The 17,526-nt window shown below is 60.2% G+C and carries 15 protein-coding genes and 1 pseudogene; 10 read left to right on the forward strand and 6 right to left on the reverse strand.

Annotated features, from left to right (window positions below):
* The first annotated feature begins 90 nt into the window (after positions 1-90).
* A complete protein-coding gene (locus ACM3N8_RS06925; RefSeq protein WP_290019514.1) occupies positions 91-726 on the forward strand; it encodes a response regulator in 636 nt (211 codons plus the stop codon).
* Between the two features lie 6 nt (positions 727-732).
* Here ACM3N8_RS06925 and ACM3N8_RS06930 read toward each other — a convergent pair whose 3' ends face one another.
* The 4 genes from ACM3N8_RS06930 to ACM3N8_RS06945 form a co-directional block, all read right to left on the reverse strand.
* On the reverse strand, positions 733-1,896 hold the full coding sequence (locus ACM3N8_RS06930) for a hypothetical protein (RefSeq protein WP_290019515.1): 1,164 nt from the start codon (positions 1,894-1,896) through the stop codon (positions 733-735).
* A 21-nt stretch (positions 1,897-1,917) separates the two neighbouring features.
* A complete protein-coding gene (locus ACM3N8_RS06935; protein ID WP_290019516.1) occupies positions 1,918-4,356 on the reverse strand; it encodes a fimbrial biogenesis outer membrane usher protein in 2,439 nt (812 codons plus the stop codon).
* An 81-nt stretch (positions 4,357-4,437) separates the two neighbouring features.
* Complete coding sequence (locus tag ACM3N8_RS06940; RefSeq protein ID WP_025328050.1) at positions 4,438-4,926, reverse strand: CS1 type fimbrial major subunit; 489 nt, start codon at positions 4,924-4,926, stop codon at positions 4,438-4,440.
* Positions 4,927-4,956: 30 nt separating this feature from the next.
* Positions 4,957-5,676: a hypothetical protein gene (locus ACM3N8_RS06945; RefSeq protein ID WP_290019517.1), complete on the reverse strand. Its 720-nt coding sequence runs from the start codon at positions 5,674-5,676 to the stop codon at positions 4,957-4,959.
* A gap of 238 nt (positions 5,677-5,914) precedes the next feature.
* On the opposite strand from ACM3N8_RS06945, the gene ACM3N8_RS06950 reads away from it, so the two are divergent.
* From ACM3N8_RS06950 to ACM3N8_RS06965, 4 genes and pseudogenes are all read left to right on the forward strand, one after another.
* Entirely contained in the window at positions 5,915-6,652 is a 738-nt protein-coding gene (locus ACM3N8_RS06950; protein ID WP_043554692.1) for an EAL domain-containing protein, read from the forward strand.
* Between the two features lie 238 nt (positions 6,653-6,890).
* Complete coding sequence (gene yegQ / locus ACM3N8_RS06955; protein WP_005311829.1) at positions 6,891-8,252, forward strand: tRNA 5-hydroxyuridine modification protein YegQ; 1,362 nt, start codon at positions 6,891-6,893, stop codon at positions 8,250-8,252.
* A gap of 1 nt (position 8,253) precedes the next feature.
* On the forward strand, positions 8,254-8,502 hold the full coding sequence (locus ACM3N8_RS06960) for a YfhL family 4Fe-4S dicluster ferredoxin (RefSeq protein WP_021140912.1): 249 nt from the start codon (positions 8,254-8,256) through the stop codon (positions 8,500-8,502).
* 118 nt (positions 8,503-8,620) lie between these two features.
* Positions 8,621-8,704 (forward strand): annotated as a pseudogene (locus tag ACM3N8_RS06965) (ferredoxin); the annotation flags it as partial.
* A gap of 76 nt (positions 8,705-8,780) precedes the next feature.
* On the opposite strand, the gene alr reads toward ACM3N8_RS06965, so the two are convergent.
* Entirely contained in the window at positions 8,781-9,854 is a 1,074-nt protein-coding gene (gene alr / locus ACM3N8_RS06970; protein WP_043135075.1) for an alanine racemase, read from the reverse strand.
* Between the two features lie 176 nt (positions 9,855-10,030).
* The gene (dnaB, locus tag ACM3N8_RS06975) at positions 10,031-11,425 is read right to left on the reverse strand and encodes a replicative DNA helicase (RefSeq protein WP_100858215.1); all 1,395 of its coding nucleotides are present in this window, start codon (positions 11,423-11,425) and stop codon (positions 10,031-10,033) included.
* A gap of 442 nt (positions 11,426-11,867) precedes the next feature.
* Between dnaB and ACM3N8_RS06980 the strand changes: the two genes are divergently transcribed.
* The 5 genes from ACM3N8_RS06980 (at position 11,868) to ACM3N8_RS07000 (ending at position 17,477) form a co-directional block, all read left to right on the forward strand.
* Positions 11,868-12,722, forward strand: a complete 855-nt coding sequence (locus tag ACM3N8_RS06980; RefSeq protein WP_042867014.1) for a Tim44 domain-containing protein — start codon at positions 11,868-11,870, stop codon at positions 12,720-12,722.
* Between the two features lie 198 nt (positions 12,723-12,920).
* Positions 12,921-14,486, forward strand: coding sequence for an EAL domain-containing protein (locus tag ACM3N8_RS06985; protein ID WP_290019518.1), 1,566 nt, complete (start codon positions 12,921-12,923; stop codon positions 14,484-14,486).
* A gap of 223 nt (positions 14,487-14,709) precedes the next feature.
* A complete protein-coding gene (locus tag ACM3N8_RS06990) occupies positions 14,710-16,548 on the forward strand; it encodes a bifunctional metallophosphatase/5'-nucleotidase (protein WP_098984927.1) in 1,839 nt (612 codons plus the stop codon).
* A gap of 86 nt (positions 16,549-16,634) precedes the next feature.
* Positions 16,635-16,973, forward strand: coding sequence for a DUF2956 domain-containing protein (locus ACM3N8_RS06995; protein ID WP_065403304.1), 339 nt, complete (start codon positions 16,635-16,637; stop codon positions 16,971-16,973).
* A gap of 168 nt (positions 16,974-17,141) precedes the next feature.
* Positions 17,142-17,477 (forward strand): hypothetical protein, encoded by a 336-nt coding sequence (locus ACM3N8_RS07000; protein ID WP_042035006.1) that lies wholly within the window; start codon positions 17,142-17,144, stop codon positions 17,475-17,477.
* The last annotated feature ends 49 nt before the right edge of the window (positions 17,478-17,526 follow it).

The raw sequence follows: 17,526 nt of genomic DNA on the forward strand, positions 1-17,526 counted from the left end.
TTGCTCGGAAAAAATCGGCACATAAAGTATTATATAATCCACATGTTTAACACCCTGAATATTATTCATTGATTTATATGAGGCTCAATCATGTCTTTCAAAATCATTCTCGCCGATGATCATCCATTGATACTGGCCGGGATCCGCAGCCTCATTACCCAGAGTCACATCGGTTGCGATATTGTTGCCGAAGCCCATCAGGTTTCTGAATTATTGAAAACATTGCAGCAACATAACTGCGATCTGCTGATCACCGATTTCAGCATGCCGGGGGATGAACGCTGCGATGGTCTGGCCATGATCCAGCAATTGCGACGGGAATATCCCGAGCTGCCCATTATAGTGCTGACCCAGATACACAACGCCGGTATCTTGCAATCACTTGCCCAGTCGGGGGTGCGCGGCATCATTCTCAAGAAGGCCGTGCTCAATGAGTTGACGGACGCCATTCGCCAGATAAAGACAGGCCGGCACTATATAGGCAACTCGGTCAACACCGTGCTGGCCGAGGCCGGATTGCTTCACCAGCCCCCCGCGGTGCAGCTCACCCCCAGGGAGAACGAGGTGGTACGCCTGCTTGCCAGCGGCATGTCGGTCACTCAGGTGGCGGAGTACCTCAATCGCAGCGTCAAGACCATCAGCACCCAGAAAAAGAGCGCCATGCTGCGGCTCGGCCTGCAAAGCGATAGCGCCCTGTTTCACTATGCAAAAGAGATGGGACTGTAATAAGGGTTAATTGATGGTCACATCGATGATGATGGTGATATCACCTCTATAGGTACTGCCTGGATATTTCATCATCTCTTGCACGGATTTCTTTTCCACGACGAATCTGAATGGTCTATTAATGTCAGACAATACTTTATGGTATGCATATATATCAGTTTTTCCAGCATAGACAGGCCATTCCTGATTTCGAATGCCGGTGCCATACACCTTGACTGGTACTTTATGGTCACTCTTGTCATTCTTTATCTGACAGCCATCCCCTCGCGCATTCAAATATTGGCAACTCAGGCTGACACGATAAGGCACTGCCACCCAGAAGCGCGCCGGCAGCACGGCATCCAGATAATCAGGGGTACGATAAATCCAGTGAAACCATCCTCCCGGGGGCTGCAAGACGACGCGATTCCCGCCAGCCGGAAAATCAACCTTGATCTGATGGCGAACCTTGATGGTGAAATTAACGGTCAGCTGAGTATCCGTATAAGTTCCGGCGCCGAAATCGAAGTCCAGGTTATGCCCCATGGATAATGTCAGCTTGCCGGTATAGGTGCCATTTTCCATCGCCAGTGGATTGGGGGCTTTCAACTTATACCCCAGGTAAATCGAACTGATATTGAGATCCTTGCCTACCGAGCCCGCGTTTTGTCCATGGCAGCGGCCACCGGATGCGCTGGTGGACTCTTTGACGTTGCGATAGACGAAGAGAGACGAGTTGTTCTTCCATGCACTGGCGTAAGCACAATCCCCTTTTTCCGAGATAGTGGTGTCTGCAGGCACCGAGCCCACATTCATCTCGGAACCGACCGCCGTCACGATAAATTTGAGATTGTAGGATGCGCCTCCCCCCTGCTTGACCAGGCTCACGTCACGGGCGCCCGGGAAACCGAGATAGTGCACCCCCTCCCGGCTGTCGCCGCTCTCCTTCACCTTTCGCTTGATATTGGCATCGAACCGAACGGCCTGGGGCGTCTCCACAGTGGCAGTGGTGCTGCACCAGAAGCCGGGCGAGTCCGGAAACTGGGTGCAGGGGGTGGTGTTGATAAACTTGGCCCCCCCCGCCTCATAGGCCGCCGGGTTATATTCCGCCGTCACATTCAGGGTGGCGCCCTGGGCGGCCCCCCCGAACAACAGGGCCAGCCACCACCACCGCATCATCTTTACTCTCATCTTCGACTCCTGTTCGAGGGCCTATTGACTGGCCCAGATCTCGGGGCTGCACACCAGATCCCCCAGCAACAACAGATCCTGCTGACGTTCGGTACGGGCCGTATCCAGCGCCAGATCGCACTGCTGCGCACCATGGAATTCCACCTGCAAGCTGGGGTTTCGCTCGCTCATCTCCACCGCAAAGAAGCCATCGGCCTCACTGACGGTACGCCCCGCGTGGTTGACCACCATGGCCCCCTTGAGCGGCGTTCCCTGCCCATCCAGCAGGCGACCTATCACTGTCACCGTCTTCATCACCCGCACCCTGTGATAGGCCACTCCCCCCTTGTTGAGGTGATAGGGCAGCAGGTTGGGGCGAATGGTCACCGACGGCGCTCCGGCACCCGCCATGTCCAGCTGCACGGCACCACCGCGATAGGCAGTGACCGGCACCAGGTTGCGGCCGGGCCTCAGCATCACATTCCCCCCCTGATCGTCATAGGCGCGCAGGGCCAGCTCGGGAAGGTCAGACTCCAGATCCACTATCATGCCCGCCTCATACCCCTGGGATTGACCGGTCAGGGTCAGGCTGCCCTCATCGCCAAAGGCCAGGGTGCTGTCGAGGTTGAGCCCGCCGCTCAGGGCCCGGTTGTAGGAAGAAGAGAGCAGGTGGGCGTCGCCACTGGCGAGCGCCCCCTGAAAGCGGGCATGGCCCGCCATCCCGACCCCATAGCTGTCTGTGGTCAGGTTGGCCCCGACACTCTGCAAGGCGCCCCACTCCAGCCACTGCTGGTAACCGAGGGAGGCATTGCGCTCCTGCCCGCCGGAGCGGGAGGTCCGGCTGCCAATGCCGATGGCAAGCTGGCTGCGCTCTCCCCCCAGATTCATGCTCAGGGAGAGCATGCTGCCCCTGTCCCGCGCATTGTCGGTGCTGATGCTGCCCGGGCGGTCGAACACCGTCAGGTTCCAGCTCACCCCCTGGCCGAGCAGCTCGCCGTTGTAACGCCAGCCCAGATCGGCCCCCAGCCCCTGCCCCTCCCGATGCGCCAGATAGAGGTTGGCGGAGTGGTGCTCATCGAGCCGCTGCTGCAACGACAGGTTGCTCTGGGCAAGGTCACGCGCCTCCCCCTCCCGCAGCCCCTGATAGCGCTGCTGCTGATGACTGAGCACCAGGCTGCCATCCCCATAGTGATAGAGCGCCTGCAGATCGAAGCCGCTGCCCACCCCCTGGGTCGCCATCAGGTTGCCAAACAGCCGCCACTGGTTGCCCGGGCTCCAGTCCGCCGAGAGACCATGCTGCCAGCGCTGGTCTATGTACTGGCTGGACGCCCCCAGGATCACCGAGGGGGTGAGCAGGTGGTTGAGCATGACGCCGCCACTCGTGCTCTCGGGGCGCTTCTCGTCCCGGTCGCTGAGCAGCCGGGTCTGCTGGCCCAGAAACAGGTTGAAGCGCCAGGCCTCCTCCGGGTTTTGCCAGTTGCCCGGCTTGTAGATCATCTCCCGCCGCCGCTCGGTCACCTGGCCATCTTCCAGCACCCGCAGCTCCACCTCGTAGATGCCGGTGGGCAGCACCCGGGTATCCAGGGCCTGCAGCCCCGAGCCCACCTGCTGGGAGTTGATGAGCAACCCATCCTTGTAGATCTCGACCATGCCGGGCCGACTCGGGGTGACATAGAGCGGGACTGTGCTGGCCTTGCCCTGCTCCACCAGCAGGGTGTCCGAATCCCCCAGCATGACTCCGAGCACGGTCGGCGTACCGCCGCCAAACTGGGCAGGCTGGCGCACCAGCCCCTGGGCATAGGGGGAGAAATAGCCCAGCCGGTAGAAGCGCCCCTCCCCCTCATGCTCGGCATAGAGCTGCTGCACATGGTGCTGGGCAGGCTGGCCGGAAAACTGGCTCAGCTCCCCTTCCAGCAAGGGGGTCCACTGGCCGAGGCTGCCCTGGGCCGTCAGGTTGTAGCGGCCGCTGCGCTGCTCTTCCTCCCCCAGGGTCAGGTTCAGCTGATGACGCATCAGGGCGCCATAGCTGCCCGCGGCAGGCAACTGGTGGTAGCGGGCCTGCTGTGATCCGCTCTCCACCCGGGTAGTCAGCACCGAGAGCTGGGAGTTTTCCAGGCTGTACTCCAGGGCCAGCACGCCATTGGCGCATTCGCCCTGGCACGGGCCCAGACGGTGAGGCACGGCCAGCACCTCGACCCAGCGCTGGCGTGTGCGCTCGTCCAGCTCACTCTCGTGGCCGTCGGTCAGGGTCAGCAGTTGCACGCTGGTGTCTTTGCCCAGCACTATCTCGCCCTCCCCCAGCAGTTGCCCATCCACCAGGATGCGCACCGCCAGCGGGACGTCGAAGAAGTGATCGGCAAAGCCATCAGGCAAGTCCTGGGCTTGTTGCAATACATCGAGGGGCTGGGTGGCGCGACCCTCAGTCGCCCAGGCAGGCTGGACCAGCAGGGCCAGCGCCAGCAGGAAAGAGAAATAGGGCACGGGTCATCTCACTCTTGGCATCAGCGCAAACAAAAAAGGCTCCCCCGATACAGGGAGCCGAACTTAATCGCCGTCATTTGCTTAGGGCTTTTTGGGCGCTTCCGATTCAAACATCATGTTCACCACGCCCTGATAGTTGCCGGGCTGATAGCCAGCCACAGGGGCGTCGGCGGGGATCACTTCCAGTCCCAGCAACTTGCCGGTCTTGGCATCCTCTGCCTTCATCACCTCGACGGAGGTGGTCGACAGGGCGACACCACCCACCTTGACGGTCAGGGGAATGTTGTCGTTGCCGCTGGCCATCACGGCCGGGTTGGTCAGGTAGCCGGTGATGGCGCCTATGGTGCTCTTGGCATCCAGCTGCTTGCTCAGCGTGTCCAGCTTCTTGGTGTAGGGGTTGTAGGCCAGCTTCTGCGGCGCGCTCATCCAGTTGTCACCACCGGTCGGCTGCACATAGAAGGCCTCGCTCGGGATCTGGGCGGTCACTGTGACCTGATGTTCAATGCGTTCTGCCGCCATCAGATGGGCCGATACCAGCATCGCCAGGGGCGCAACAATCCATACTTTCATTACTCTCTCCTCGGTCATAAACAAGAAACATCAGTGTCCAATCACCATGTTTCTACTCTGGTCACCCTCAATCAGCACAAAGCGATAGAGGTGATCTTTCTGTTTCACAAGTTGCTTCTTCATATTCGGCAACAGATGAATTTTTCCTGGTGTTGAACAGTTTTTTGCCCGTCCATCACACTCCTCGAAAAAGTCCAGCACTATGGTGGCATTGCCGTTATTAACGACAGTGGTCATGGTGTCGGTCTCTATCAATTTCGTATCAAAGCGAGTCTCTTTTGGCATGACAAAAATAATGGCGCCGAATCCGGTCAATATATTTACGCCGGCAGAGACTTGTTGCTGACCATCAATACTCTGGTCATCCATATCGAATCCATCCTCTTTCCTGGGCAGCACTGGAATAAAGCGGACCCTGAAATAGCGCTCCTTGTCTCGCACCCCCATATAGAGCAAGCGGGTCGCCTGTACCCCTTTGGCCGGGATGATCAGGCGCGACGGGCTGGCGATCAGGGCCCGGTTGCCTTCGGTCAGCTCCGCTGACTCACGGGGCTGGCCGGCGCCGTCGTAGGTTATTTCGTGAATGGCCACCTTGACGAAGGCGGTGGTATCGCCCTGATTTCGGATCCGCTTCAAATAGGTTCCCTGCTGACCAGACATATAGTCATAAAGCGTGCCTATGCTGATTTCGGCCGATGCCAGCGCGTTGCCGCTGAATATCAGCGACAGGATAAAATATATTTTCTTCATGACGATTCCAGACTGGTTTTTACATGCAGAGGTTTGTCTTGTTACGATGATTGATTAACAACAGACAAACTGGCTGCATATCATTGGAGCCAGTTTATGTAGAACCAGGGGGGAAGTTAATCAGAATAGTCCTATATTGACTTGGCAAATTCAGCCGAATTATCAGAGGATTCCTACATAGCATCCCCCTGTCCCTCCTGTATTATGCGCAGCCATATCCGTCTATCAGGTGAGTGCCATGTTTGCGTTCAAAGAAGAGTATCCGATGAGTGACATGGCAACCGTGGCGGTGGCCGAGGTGGCCGTGCCCTTTTACCAGCCGATCATAGGCCGCGACCGTCAGGTCAAAGGCTATGAGGTACTGGCCCGGCGCTGGGAGCCGGCGCAGCAGAGTTATCAGGGCATCGACTTTCTCTCCCTCAGCCAGGATGAATCCCTGCATCTGGACATCGTCATGCTCAGGGCCATCATGCGCGATCTGCCGACCCTGGCGAAGGCTGGCCCCTATCTGCTCTCCATCAACCTCAACCCGACGCTGTGCAGCCCGACCTATCAGAACCTCTTGCTGCTGGTGCTGATCCAGGCGCACAAGGTGGGCATGGAGATCTGGTTCGAGGTGCTGGAACACGCCCCGCTGCACAGCAAGCACAGGGCGCTGATCGAGGTGCTGCGCGCTCATGGCGCCCACATCGCCTGCGATGACTTCGGCACCCAGGAGTGCAACTTCCAGCGGGTGATGGCGCTGCCCTACGAGATCATCAAGCTGGATCGCTCCCTGCTGCTGCAAGCGGCGCGCACGCCCCATGCCTTCAAGATGCTGACCGGTCTGGTGGAGTACCTGCAGCGGCTCGGCATGAAGGTGGTGTGTGAAGGAGTCGAGACACTGCAACATATTGAGATAGCCAACCGGCTCGGTTGCGACTACCAGCAGGGCTACGCCTACGCCATGCCCTCCCCCCTCTCCCGCTGGGCCTGATCGGACCGGACATTCATCGCGGCTCGCGCCGGCAACCATTGCCTGCCAAATTGCATGATGGCGTGGGGGCGAGTACAATCTCGCACCCCGTATATCAGGTGCATCCCCTGTGATCCTGCATAATGATGTACGCCATCGGGTAGTTGTGACGCGAGCGCCGTCTCGCACCACGGCTCAACCAATCCGGCGCCATCAGGTGGCGCCGTCCTGATTTGCAATCAGATACTAAGAGTCCAACATGTTCAGACCAGAATTGCTCTCCCCCGCCGGGACCCTCAAGAATATGCGTTACGCCTATGCCTATGGCGCCGACGCCGTCTATGCGGGCCAGCCGCGCTACAGCCTGCGGGTACGCAACAACGAATTCGATCACGAAAATCTGCAGCTCGGCATCAACGAAGCCCACGCGCTGGGCAAGCAGTTCTACGTGGTGGCCAACATCCAGCCCCACAACTCCAAGCTCAAGACCTTCATCCGCGACATGCGCCCCGTGGTGGAGATGAAGCCGGACGCGCTGATCATGTCAGACCCCGGCCTCATCATGATGATGCGCGAAGCCTTCCCGGACATGCCCATCCATCTCTCGGTGCAGGCCAACGCGGTCAACTGGGCCACGGTGAAGTTCTGGCATCAGATGGGCCTGACCCGTGCCATCCTCTCCCGCGAGCTGTCCCTGGACGAGATCGAAGAGATCCGCATGCAGGTGCCGGAGATGGAGCTGGAAGTCTTCGTCCACGGCGCCCTCTGCATGGCCTACTCAGGTCGCTGCCTGCTCTCCGGTTACATCAACAAGCGCGACCCCAACCAGGGTACCTGCACCAACTCCTGCCGCTGGGAGTACAAGGTGCACGAGGGCAAGGAAGATGACGTGGGCCAGATAGTCCACCGTCAGGAGCCCATCGCCGTGCGCCCGGACAACACCCTGGGGCTCGGCAAGCCCTCCGATGCGCTGGTGCTGCTGGAAGAGTCCAACCGCCCCGGTGAATACATGACGGCGTTCGAGGATGAACACGGCACCTACATCATGAACTCCAAGGACCTGCGCGCCGTCGAGCACGTGGAGCGCCTGACCAAGATGGGTGTGCACTCCCTGAAAATTGAAGGCCGCACCAAGTCCTTCTACTACTGCGCCCGCACCGCCCAGGTCTATCGCAAGGCCATCGACGACGCGGTCGCCGGTCGTCCGTTCGATCCGACCCTGATGGGCACCCTCGAGAACCTGGCCCACCGTGGCTACACCGAGGGCTTCCTGCGCCGTCACAACCACAGCGAGTACCAGAACTACGACTACGGCTACTCCGTCTCCGACACCCAGCAATTCGTCGGCGAGATCACCGGTCGCCAGGGCGACATGGTGGAAGTGGAAGTGAAGAACAAGTTCCTGGTGGGCAACAGCCTGGAGCTGATGACGCCGCAGGGCAACGTCAGCTTCAATCTGGAGCAGATGCAGAACCGCAAGGGCGAGCTCATCGACACGGCGCCGGGCAACGGCCACGTGGTCTATGTGCCTGTCCCCAAAGAGATCGACATCAACTACGGCATACTGCTGCGCAACCTCGGCGATCGCCAGGACACCCGTCAGCCGCACTCGGCGGCCTGATATGTCCCTGCTCATCACCGACAAGTGCATCAACTGTGACATGTGCGATCCCGAATGTCCGAACCAGGCCATCAGCCTGGGGGAGGAGATCTACGAGATAGATCCCAGTCGCTGCACCGAGTGCGTCGGTCACTATGAGAAGCCGACCTGCATCAGCGTCTGCCCCATCGATTGCATCATCTGGGATCCCGCCCACGTGGAGACCGAAGAGCAGTTGCTGGAGAAGTTTGTCAGGATGCACCGGCAGTAGCATCAGCGTCTGCCCCATCGATTGCATCATCTGGGATCCCGCCCACGTGGAGACCGAGGAGCAGCTGCTGGAGAAGTTTGTGCGGATGCACCGGCAGTAGCATCAGCGTCTGCGACTCATAGACTGCATCATCCGGGATCCCGCCCACGTGGAGACCGAAGAGCAGTTGCTGGAGCAGTTTGTGCGGATGCACCGGCAGTAAACGGTCGGCCGGTAGCAACAGCGTCATAAAAAAAGCCCCGCATGCGGGGCTTTTTTACGTTTGGTGCTGGCCGAGCCTAGACGTATTCCATAAAGACCCGGGAGGTGAGCTTGGTGATGAGCTCGTAGGGGATGGTGCCAATCTCGTCGGCGACCCGCTCCACCGGCAGCCCCTCGCCCCAGAGCACGGCTTCGTCGCCGGCCTTGTCGGTGGCGCCCGGCCCCAGATCCACTGTGGTCATGTCCATGGAGACGCGGCCCACCAGCGGCACTATGCGACCATTGACCAGCACTGAGGTGCCGTTGGGCGCCATGCGCGGGTAGCCATCGCCGTAGCCGATGGCGATGACGCCGAGCCGGGTATCCCGGTCAGACACCCAGTTGGCACCGTAGCCCACAGGTTCGCCCGCCTTGTGATCCCGCACCGCGATGAGCTGGGTCTTCAAGGTCATCACGGGTTGCAGGTCGTAATCCGCCGCCACCGTATTGGGGAAGGGGGATACGCCATACAAGATGACGCCGGGGCGCACCCAGTCGCAGTGGGAATCGGGCCAGGCCAGAATGCCCGCCGAGTTCGCCATGGCCCGCTCGCCCGCCAGCGGGGCGGTCAACTTGCTGAACAAGTCGATCTGCTCGCGAGTGGTGGCTTGTTCGAGCTCATCGGAGCGGCTGAAGTGGGTCATGATGTTGAACGGCTGCACCACGTTCTTGCACCTGGCGAGACGCGCGATGAAGGCGGGCATCTCATCGGCGCGCACCCCGAGCCGGTGCATGCCGGTGTCGAGCTTGAGCCAGGCCACCACGGGGGCGGGCAACTCTGCCTGCTCCAGCGCTTCGAGCTGCTCCCAGGTGTGCACCGCCGTCTGCAGGTTGTTGGCCGCCAGCACCGGCAGATCGGCACTCGAGAAGAAGCCCTCCAGCAGCACGATCGGTTTGACCACGGCGCAGGAGCGCAGCATCAGCGCCTCTTCGATGCGGGCCACCGCATAGGCGTCGGCATCCACCAGGGTGCGGGCGACCGGCAGCAGGCCATGGCCATAGGCGTTGGCCTTGACCACGGCGATGATCTTGCAATCGGGGGCGTGCCGTTTGACCACGGCGAGGTTGTGGCGCAGGGCCGCTGTATTGATTTGAGCAATTGCCGCTTTCATCTGTTTTCCCTTACGAGGGCATGATGGCGCTTGAATGCGCCAGGCACCGTGTGGTGTCAGCCCTTAATTGTCATCGTCTAAGGCCGGACCGGCATAATTGTCGAACCGGGAAAACTGTGTCTTGGATCTGGGGGGCATAGTCACCTATATGGGTGCGCAGACCGGCCCCTCCCTACTTAGTAATCGTCATCAAACGCCGGGCCGGCATAGTTGTCGAACCGGGAGAACTGCCCCTGGAAGGTAAGCCGTACTCTTCCGATCGGGCCGTTACGCTGCTTGCCTATGATGATCTCGGCAATCCCCTTGTCGGGACTGTCATCGTGATACACCTCATCACGGTAGATAAACATGATCAAATCCGCGTCCTGCTCGATGGAGCCGGATTCCCGCAAATCCGAGTTGACCGGGCGCTTGTCGGCGCGCTGTTCCAGGCTTCGGTTCAGCTGGGAGAGCGCCACCACCGGGCACTGCAGCTCTTTCGCCAGCGCCTTGAGGGAGCGGGAGATTTCACCTATTTCCAGGGTTCTGTTGTCAGACAGTGACGGCACCCGCATCAGCTGCAGGTAGTCGATCATGATCATGGAGAGGCCGCCGTGCTCACGGGCGATGCGGCGCGCGCGGGAGCGCACGTCGGTCGGGGTCAGGCCGGAGGCGTCATCTATGTACATCTTGCCCTTCTCGAGCAGCAGCCCCATGGTGGAGGAGAGGCGCGCCCAATCTTCGTCGTCGAGCTGACCGGTCCGCACCTTGGTCTGGTCGATGCGCCCGACCGAGGCGAGCATACGCATGATGATCTGCTCGGAGGGCATCTCCAGCGAGAAGATGAGTACCGGTTTGTCGGCGGTGAGCGCCGCGTGCTCGCACAGGTTCATGGCAAAGGTGGTCTTGCCCATGGAGGGACGGGCCGCCACGATAATCAGATCCGAGCGCTGCAGACCGGCGGTCATCTTGTCGAGATCCCCGTAACCGCTGGAGACCCCGGTCACCCCGTTGTGGGGGGTCTTGAACAGCTCTTCAATCTTGTCGACCGTCTGCTCGAGGATCAGCTTGAGCGGCTGCGGCCCCTCGTTGGCGCTGGTGCGCTGCTCGGCGATCTGGAACACCTTGCTTTCGGCCAGATCGAGCAGATCGCCCGAGGTGCGTCCCTGCGGCTCGTAGCCTGCTTCGACTATCTCGTTGGCGACCGAGATCATCTCCCGCACCACCGCCCGCTCACGCACGATCTCGGCGTAGGCATTGATGTTGGCGGCACTCGGGGTGTTCTTGGCGATCTCCACCAGATAGGCGAAGCCACCGGACTCTTCCAGTTGCTCCGAGCGTTCCAGCTCCTCCTGCAGCGTGATGAGATCGATGGGGTTGCCCACATTGGAGAGGCGGGTCATGGCCTGGAAGATAAGCCGGTGAGGACGGCTGTAGAAATCCTTGTCGATCACCCGTTCGGCGACCCGATCCCAGGCGTCGTTATCCAGCATCAGGCCGCCCAGTACGGACTGTTCGGCCTCAAAAGAGTGGGGAGGGACTTTCAGCTGTTGTGTCTTGGCGTCTTTTTTCGCCGTCACTTGCTCTGCCATACACATAAAAACCGCAGCGGGAAGGGGACGGGAATTTTACAAAAGAAACCCCGCCATCGCGAGTGCTAATGCACGCTATTCACTTCTGTCTGGTGCAACCCTCCTCCTGATGGTGGCTGGCACCGCTTGCCGATGAACTGTGCCAGGGGATCACCCCGGCTTCATACCATGAGGAAGGGCCAGACCAGGGTCTGGTCATGGGGCTTGGCTCTCGCCTTGTTGCGCAGCTTGCGCTCCTTGCGGCTCGGTCGTCGACTTTTCATTGCGCTGCTCCTCTGATGCCCCCGATCGGGACAATCTGTTCATGAATAATTCATGCCAACCATGTTAATCATAGTCGCAAGCTGCAATACAACGAGGGACAGGCAGCCTGCCATGCGCCTCGCTGAGCTTGCCAAAGCAGAGCATGCCCCACCCACTGATGAGAGTGAAAAGAGTCAAAATGAAAAAGATGCTGACCCTGTTTGCCGTGATCCTGGCCATTGGCCTGGGGGCACCCATTGCCGAAGCCAAGAAGTTTGGCGGCGGTAAATCCTTTGGCAAGAGCTACAAGACGGCTCCGGCCCAACCGGCGGCCAAGCCCGTCGACACCAAGAACCCGGCGGTCGGGGCTCAGGCCGCACCGAAGAAGGGTGGCATGATGGGCGGTCTGCTCGGCGGCCTGCTGGCCGGTGGCCTGTTCGCCTACCTGCTGGGTAGCGGCGCCTTCGAAGGTCTGCAAGGCATGGACATGCTGCTGATCGCCGCCCTGGCGCTGGGCGCCGTCTTCCTGTTCCGTGCCATGCGCAGGAGCAAGGCTGCCTCGCCCCAGCCACAGGCAGCCTACGCCGGCTATCAGCCGCCGTCGGCCGCCCCCCAGCAGTTCGAGCAGAGCAATAGTGCACCGCAAGCAACCGGCTTTGCCGACAGTGACGTGCCCTTCCGTCTGCCGCCAGGTTTTGACATGAACGGTTTCCTGTCAGGTGCCCGTGATCACTACCGCACCCTGCAAGAATCCTGGAATAAAAACGATCTGGAAAAGGTACGCGAGTACGTGAGCCCCGAGCTGTTCGAGCAGCTCAAAGCCGAACGTGCCGAGCTGACCGGTGAACAGCATACCGAAGTCATGTATGTGGATACCCAGCTGGTACGTGCCGACTACGGCAGTGACTGGGCCCAGGTCAGCGTGCGCTTCAGCGGCCGCTACATGGATCGCCAGGAGCAGGTCGAGGAGGACATCAAGGAGGTGTGGCACCTCGAACGCAACCTGGCCAAGGACAATGCGCCCTGGCACATAGTCGGCATCGAGCAGCTGTAAGCACTCCCTTGTCTGCGATGACAACAGAGGCGGCCCCGGGCCGCCTCTGTTATTTTTGAGTCCCCATCTCCCCTCTCCGCCTCCCTCCCCCTGGCCCCCCCTGCCATTGACACCCCGTGGTGGCTATGAGAATGGTGCCTGATTGTGTAGTATGACCGACCTTTTTTTGTTCAATTTCCGTTCACCGAGGCGTGGTCCATGGCTCTCTCTTTTCTGCGTCACAGCAACCTGCCTCGTCTGCTGGCCAGCCTGCTGTGCTGCGCCTCCTTGATCCTCGTCTCCCTCGCCACCCTCTACTGGCAGACCTGGTCTCTGACTCGCCAGCAGGCACAGACCGCCGCCGAGCGCGCCATGGTGCAGATCGACAGCGCACTGCGCCACTCGACCCAGGCGGCAAGGGCCGCCCTGCCGCTGGCGAGCCGGCCCTGTGCCGAGGTTGCCCGCGAGCTGCGGGTGCTGGTCGCCACCTCCCCCTATGTGCGCTCGGTCAACCTCTCCCGCCACGGCCGCCTCTACTGCTCCTCCATCTTCGACGAGATAGACCTGAGTGATGAGCTGCAAGACGGCCAGCACGAGCGGTTCAAGCTCAGCGCCATCACCCGGCTCGGGCGCAAGCCCTCGCTGCTGTTCTATCACCTGAGTGAAGGGGATCATTCGGTGATGGTCGCCATCAACCCCTACCACCTGAGCAAACCTTTGCAGTGGCGGCTCGCCGGCGCCCATAGCTGGGTGCAGATCGGCGAACAGTGGCTCGACCTCCAGGGCAAGATCCACGACGGCCAGCCCCCAAGATTGCGGGGATTCAACTATCGGCTCAGCTCGGCGGCGTTCGACTACAACCTCAACCAAGGGTTTCCCTTGCATGCCGTGCTGGCCCTGACCCTGCAAAAACAGGGCTCCCTCATCATACTGATCCTGACGCTGGGCGGTCTGGCCGGCCTCGCCACCTACCGCTGGTGGAGCCATATCTCGACCCCGACCCTGGAACTCAAGCGCGCCATCATCAAGCAGGAGTTCATCCCCTATCTGCAACCCATCGTCTTCAGCAAGAGTGGCCAGCTGCATGGCTGCGAGGTGTTGATGCGCTGGCAACACCACCGCCAGGGACTGATCCGGCCGGATCTCTTCATCCCGCTGGCGGAGGAGAGCGGCCTCATCATACTCATGACCCAGACCCTGATGCAGCAGGTACGCCTGCAGTTCGCCCCCCACGCGGCTCAGCTGCCGACCCGCTTTCACTTCGGCTTCAACATCTGCGCCCAGCACTGCCAGGATCTGAGCCTGATCGATGACTGCCGCGTCTTCCTCGCCGCCTTCGCCGGCAATCCGATAACCCTGGTGCTGGAGCTGACCGAGCGGGAACTGATCCCCCCCAGCCAGCTGACCGACCAGCTGTTTGGCGAGCTGCGGCAGATGGGGGTAAAGATAGGGCTGGACGACTTTGGCACCGGCCACTCCAGCCTCACCTATCTGCAGCAGTTTCACGTGGATTATCTCAAGATCGATCAGAGCTTCGTCGCCATGATAGGCACCAATGCCCTCTCCCGTCATATTCTTGACAGCACCATCAGCCTGGCCACCCGGCTGGGGCTGGAGACCATAGCCGAAGGGGTCGAGACCCAGGAGCAGGCGGACTTCCTGACCGAGCGCAACGTCAACTACCTGCAGGGCTATCTCTATGGCCGCCCGCTCACCCCGGCGCAGTTTCTGCGACTGCTGCCCGCCGTCACCACAGAGCCGGCGGCCCGGCCCGGCAGAGCCTGATCCCTGATACAGCCAGCCGCAGATACGGTGATGTGAAACTTGTCATTAGTCTGTAGTCATGGCGTTGCGCAATCTCGCAAACGTTTGTTCGCTTTATTAATGTGCAGTAGCTCAAAGGAATCAGCTCTCTTTATTTCCAATTATTGCTTTTTGCCTAGAATCGCCACACTCCTGTCATGCAGGAACGATATACAGGACAATAACAACAAGAGGATTATTACCGATGAAGAAGACGCTACTGGCCGTCACCGTCTCTATTACCCTGTTCGGGCTGACCGCCTGCAATTCAGAAAACAGCAGCAAGGAACATATTCCGCTGGATCTGACCATTGCCCACATCAATGATACCCACGCCCACCTGGACCCGACCGAAAATGCGCTGGCCATCCAGCCCACCGGCCAGGAGCTGTTCAAGTTCAACGCCAAGCTGGGCGGCTATCCCCGCCTGAAGTTCAAGCTGGACGAGCTGCGCAGCCAGGCTGCCAATGAAGGCCGCAACTTCATGGTGCTCAACGGTGGCGATGCCTTCCAGGGCACCCTCTACTTCACCCAGTTCAAGGGGGAAGAGGAGTCTCGTCTGCTCTCCGACATGGGCATAGATGCCATGGTGCTGGGCAATCACGAATTCGATCTGGGCAACCAGGCTATTAAAGATTTCGTCTCACGGGTGAATTTCCCTGTATTGGCTTCCAATATGGTGAAATCCAGTAGCGCCACCCTGAAAGACAGTGAAAATATTCATGAATATGTCATTAAGGAAGTAAATGGCGAGAGCGTGGGTATTTTCGGGCTGGTGCTGGAAAATATGCATGACATCTCTTCACCGGATACCGATACCCAATTCCTGCCGATGATTGAGACCGCCCAGAAAATGGTCGATACCCTCAAGTCAAAAGGCGCCAACAAGATCATCATGGTCACCCATATCGGGCTGCAAAATGACCAGGCCGTCGCCAAGGCGGTCAACGGTATCGACCTGATCGTCGGCGGCCACTCCCAGACCTTCCTCGGCGACATCAACGAGATCAACAGCGTCGGCTACACGGCCCACAACCAGAACCCGGCCGACGACAACACCTATGCCCAGCTGATCAACAATCCGGACGGCGGCAAGACCTGTATCGTGCAGGCCGGCGAATGGGCCAAGGGCTATGGCCTGGTCAACGTATCCCTGAGCAAGGAAGGCCAGATCACCAAGTGCGAGGGTCGCAACACCCTGATGACGGGCGACGACTTCACCAAGGAAGTGGCCAAGAAGAAGGTGCCCCTGACCGGCAGCGAGCAGACCAACGTGGTCGACTTCATCACCAAGTCACCCGTCATCGAAATCGTGCCGGAGAACACCGCCATGCGCGATGTGATCGACACAGAGTACAAGCCGGCCGTGGCCGAGCTCGAGGCCAAGATCATCGCCGAGGTGCCGACCAAGCTGCCCCACGTGCGCGTGCCGCTCACCCCGGATGGCGCGGGTCTGATCGATCCCCTGGTGGCCGAATCCCTGTACTGGAAGCTCAACAAGCTCAACACCAAGGTCGACTTCACCATCCAGAACGCCGGTGGTGTGCGCGCCGATGTGAACGCGGGCCCGCTCTCGGTCGGTTACGTGATGGGCACCTTGCTGCCGTTTGGCAACAAGATTGCCGCCTTCAACCTCAAGGGCAAGGACGTGCGCGCAACCCTGGAGTACGCCGTTGACTACTCCATCGGCCTGGAGACCGGGATCGGCGCCTCCAGCGGTGCCTTCCCCTACGTCGGTCACCTGAGCTACAGCTATGACGGCAAACTGGCCAAGGGTTCCCGTATCACCAAGCTGGAGCTGCTGGATGCCAACGGCCAGTGGCTGCCGCTGGACGACGAGAAGGTGTACCGGGTCGGTGCCAACACCTATATCGCCTCCGGCAAGGATGGCTACAACGGCCTGCTCAAGCGTGAAGAGCTGCCCAACAAGGGTGACTATGTCGACTCCGGCGTCGGTGAGAACGAGATGTTCATGGAGTACGCCGAGTCCCAGGGCACCCTCAATCCGCTGCCCTATGCGACCGTGACCTACAACAAGCCCTGATCCGGCTCACAACCTGCTACAACGGCGCCTGAGGGCGCCGTTTTTATGGCATACTCCCCGCCAATCGATGCCGAGGAGACCCTTTGATGGCGAAGTACGACAAGATATCCCCCGAGACCCAGCAGGATGCGCTGAAGATCGCCCGCGCCAACCAGAAGCCGGGACAGACCAAGGAGCAGACCCAGCTGATCGCCCAGGGGATCCAGAAAGGCATAGACGAGTACAAGAAGCAGATGAAGGCGCGGGCCCGGGAGGCCAGTCGCCAGAAGAAGTTGCAGAGCAAGGCGAAGCAGCAACCGCACACCGAACAGGTAGAGGAGAGCGAGATCGAACTTGTCGAGGTCTCCCGCCAGCATCCCCTGCCCTGGATCCTTTTGCTGCTGAGCTGGCTGGGCTTTGCCGCCGCCTGGTTCTGGTTGCGCTGATCCCCCGATGGCAAGGCGTTGCCCGGGATCGCTTCCAAAGCTTGAACCCGCGCCACGGCGCCTCGCCGGCCAGGGCTGATCCCATACCGCCGCGGATCGTCATCGCACCGGCCCTGTACAATCACTGAACCCCGACCCCATTTACCCACCGTCTGGAGAACACCCGCCATGAACCCGGCTCCGCTCTATCTGCTGGCACCTCTGGTGCTGTTTATCGTGACTCTGGTGCTCTATCGCATCTCGCCGCTGCGGGCCGTCGCCGCCGGCAGCGCCCGCTGGTTTATCCTGCCCGCCTTCACCCTGTTTATCCTGCTGATCATCATCAATGGGGCGGCGGATCCAAGCCTGCGCAACCCGGCCTTTCACTGGCTGATGCCGGGGCTCGGCTTTGCGCTCAGCCTGTTTCCGGCCCTGCCCAAGGCACTGGTGCCGCGCCTGGCGATCAAGGAGGGGGCCTTTGCCGCCCTCGGCCTGATGCTGATGAGCCTGGCCATGGTCTACTGACCGGCTGGCCGCTGGTGCGAACATGACTCAAGGGGCACTCTGTGACGGG

This window comes from Aeromonas sp. A04 (genome assembly GCF_047780465.1).
Lineage (GTDB): Bacteria > Pseudomonadota > Gammaproteobacteria > Enterobacterales > Aeromonadaceae > Aeromonas > Aeromonas bestiarum.

What these genes read in the sequence shown, in the direction of transcription:
- ACM3N8_RS06950 (WP_043554692.1), top strand. Translation starts at nt 5,915, where the DNA reads ATGTTTGCGTTCAAAGAAGAGTATCCGATGAGTGACATGGCAACCGTG.
- dnaB (WP_100858215.1), bottom strand. Translation starts at nt 11,425, where the DNA reads ATGGCAGAGCAAGTGACGGCGAAAAAAGACGCCAAGACACAACAGCTG.
- ACM3N8_RS06980 (WP_042867014.1), top strand. Translation starts at nt 11,868, where the DNA reads ATGAAAAAGATGCTGACCCTGTTTGCCGTGATCCTGGCCATTGGCCTG.
- ACM3N8_RS06925 (WP_290019514.1), top strand. Translation starts at nt 91, where the DNA reads ATGTCTTTCAAAATCATTCTCGCCGATGATCATCCATTGATACTGGCC.
- ACM3N8_RS06995 (WP_065403304.1), top strand. Translation starts at nt 16,635, where the DNA reads ATGGCGAAGTACGACAAGATATCCCCCGAGACCCAGCAGGATGCGCTG.
- alr (WP_043135075.1), bottom strand. Translation starts at nt 9,854, where the DNA reads ATGAAAGCGGCAATTGCTCAAATCAATACAGCGGCCCTGCGCCACAAC.
- ACM3N8_RS06945 (WP_290019517.1), bottom strand. Translation starts at nt 5,676, where the DNA reads ATGAAGAAAATATATTTTATCCTGTCGCTGATATTCAGCGGCAACGCG.
- ACM3N8_RS06930 (WP_290019515.1), bottom strand. Translation starts at nt 1,896, where the DNA reads ATGAGAGTAAAGATGATGCGGTGGTGGTGGCTGGCCCTGTTGTTCGGG.
- ACM3N8_RS07000 (WP_042035006.1), top strand. Translation starts at nt 17,142, where the DNA reads ATGAACCCGGCTCCGCTCTATCTGCTGGCACCTCTGGTGCTGTTTATC.
- ACM3N8_RS06960 (WP_021140912.1), top strand. Translation starts at nt 8,254, where the DNA reads ATGTCCCTGCTCATCACCGACAAGTGCATCAACTGTGACATGTGCGAT.
- yegQ (WP_005311829.1), top strand. Translation starts at nt 6,891, where the DNA reads ATGTTCAGACCAGAATTGCTCTCCCCCGCCGGGACCCTCAAGAATATG.
- ACM3N8_RS06990 (WP_098984927.1), top strand. Translation starts at nt 14,710, where the DNA reads ATGAAGAAGACGCTACTGGCCGTCACCGTCTCTATTACCCTGTTCGGG.
- ACM3N8_RS06940 (WP_025328050.1), bottom strand. Translation starts at nt 4,926, where the DNA reads ATGAAAGTATGGATTGTTGCGCCCCTGGCGATGCTGGTATCGGCCCAT.
- ACM3N8_RS06985 (WP_290019518.1), top strand. Translation starts at nt 12,921, where the DNA reads ATGGCTCTCTCTTTTCTGCGTCACAGCAACCTGCCTCGTCTGCTGGCC.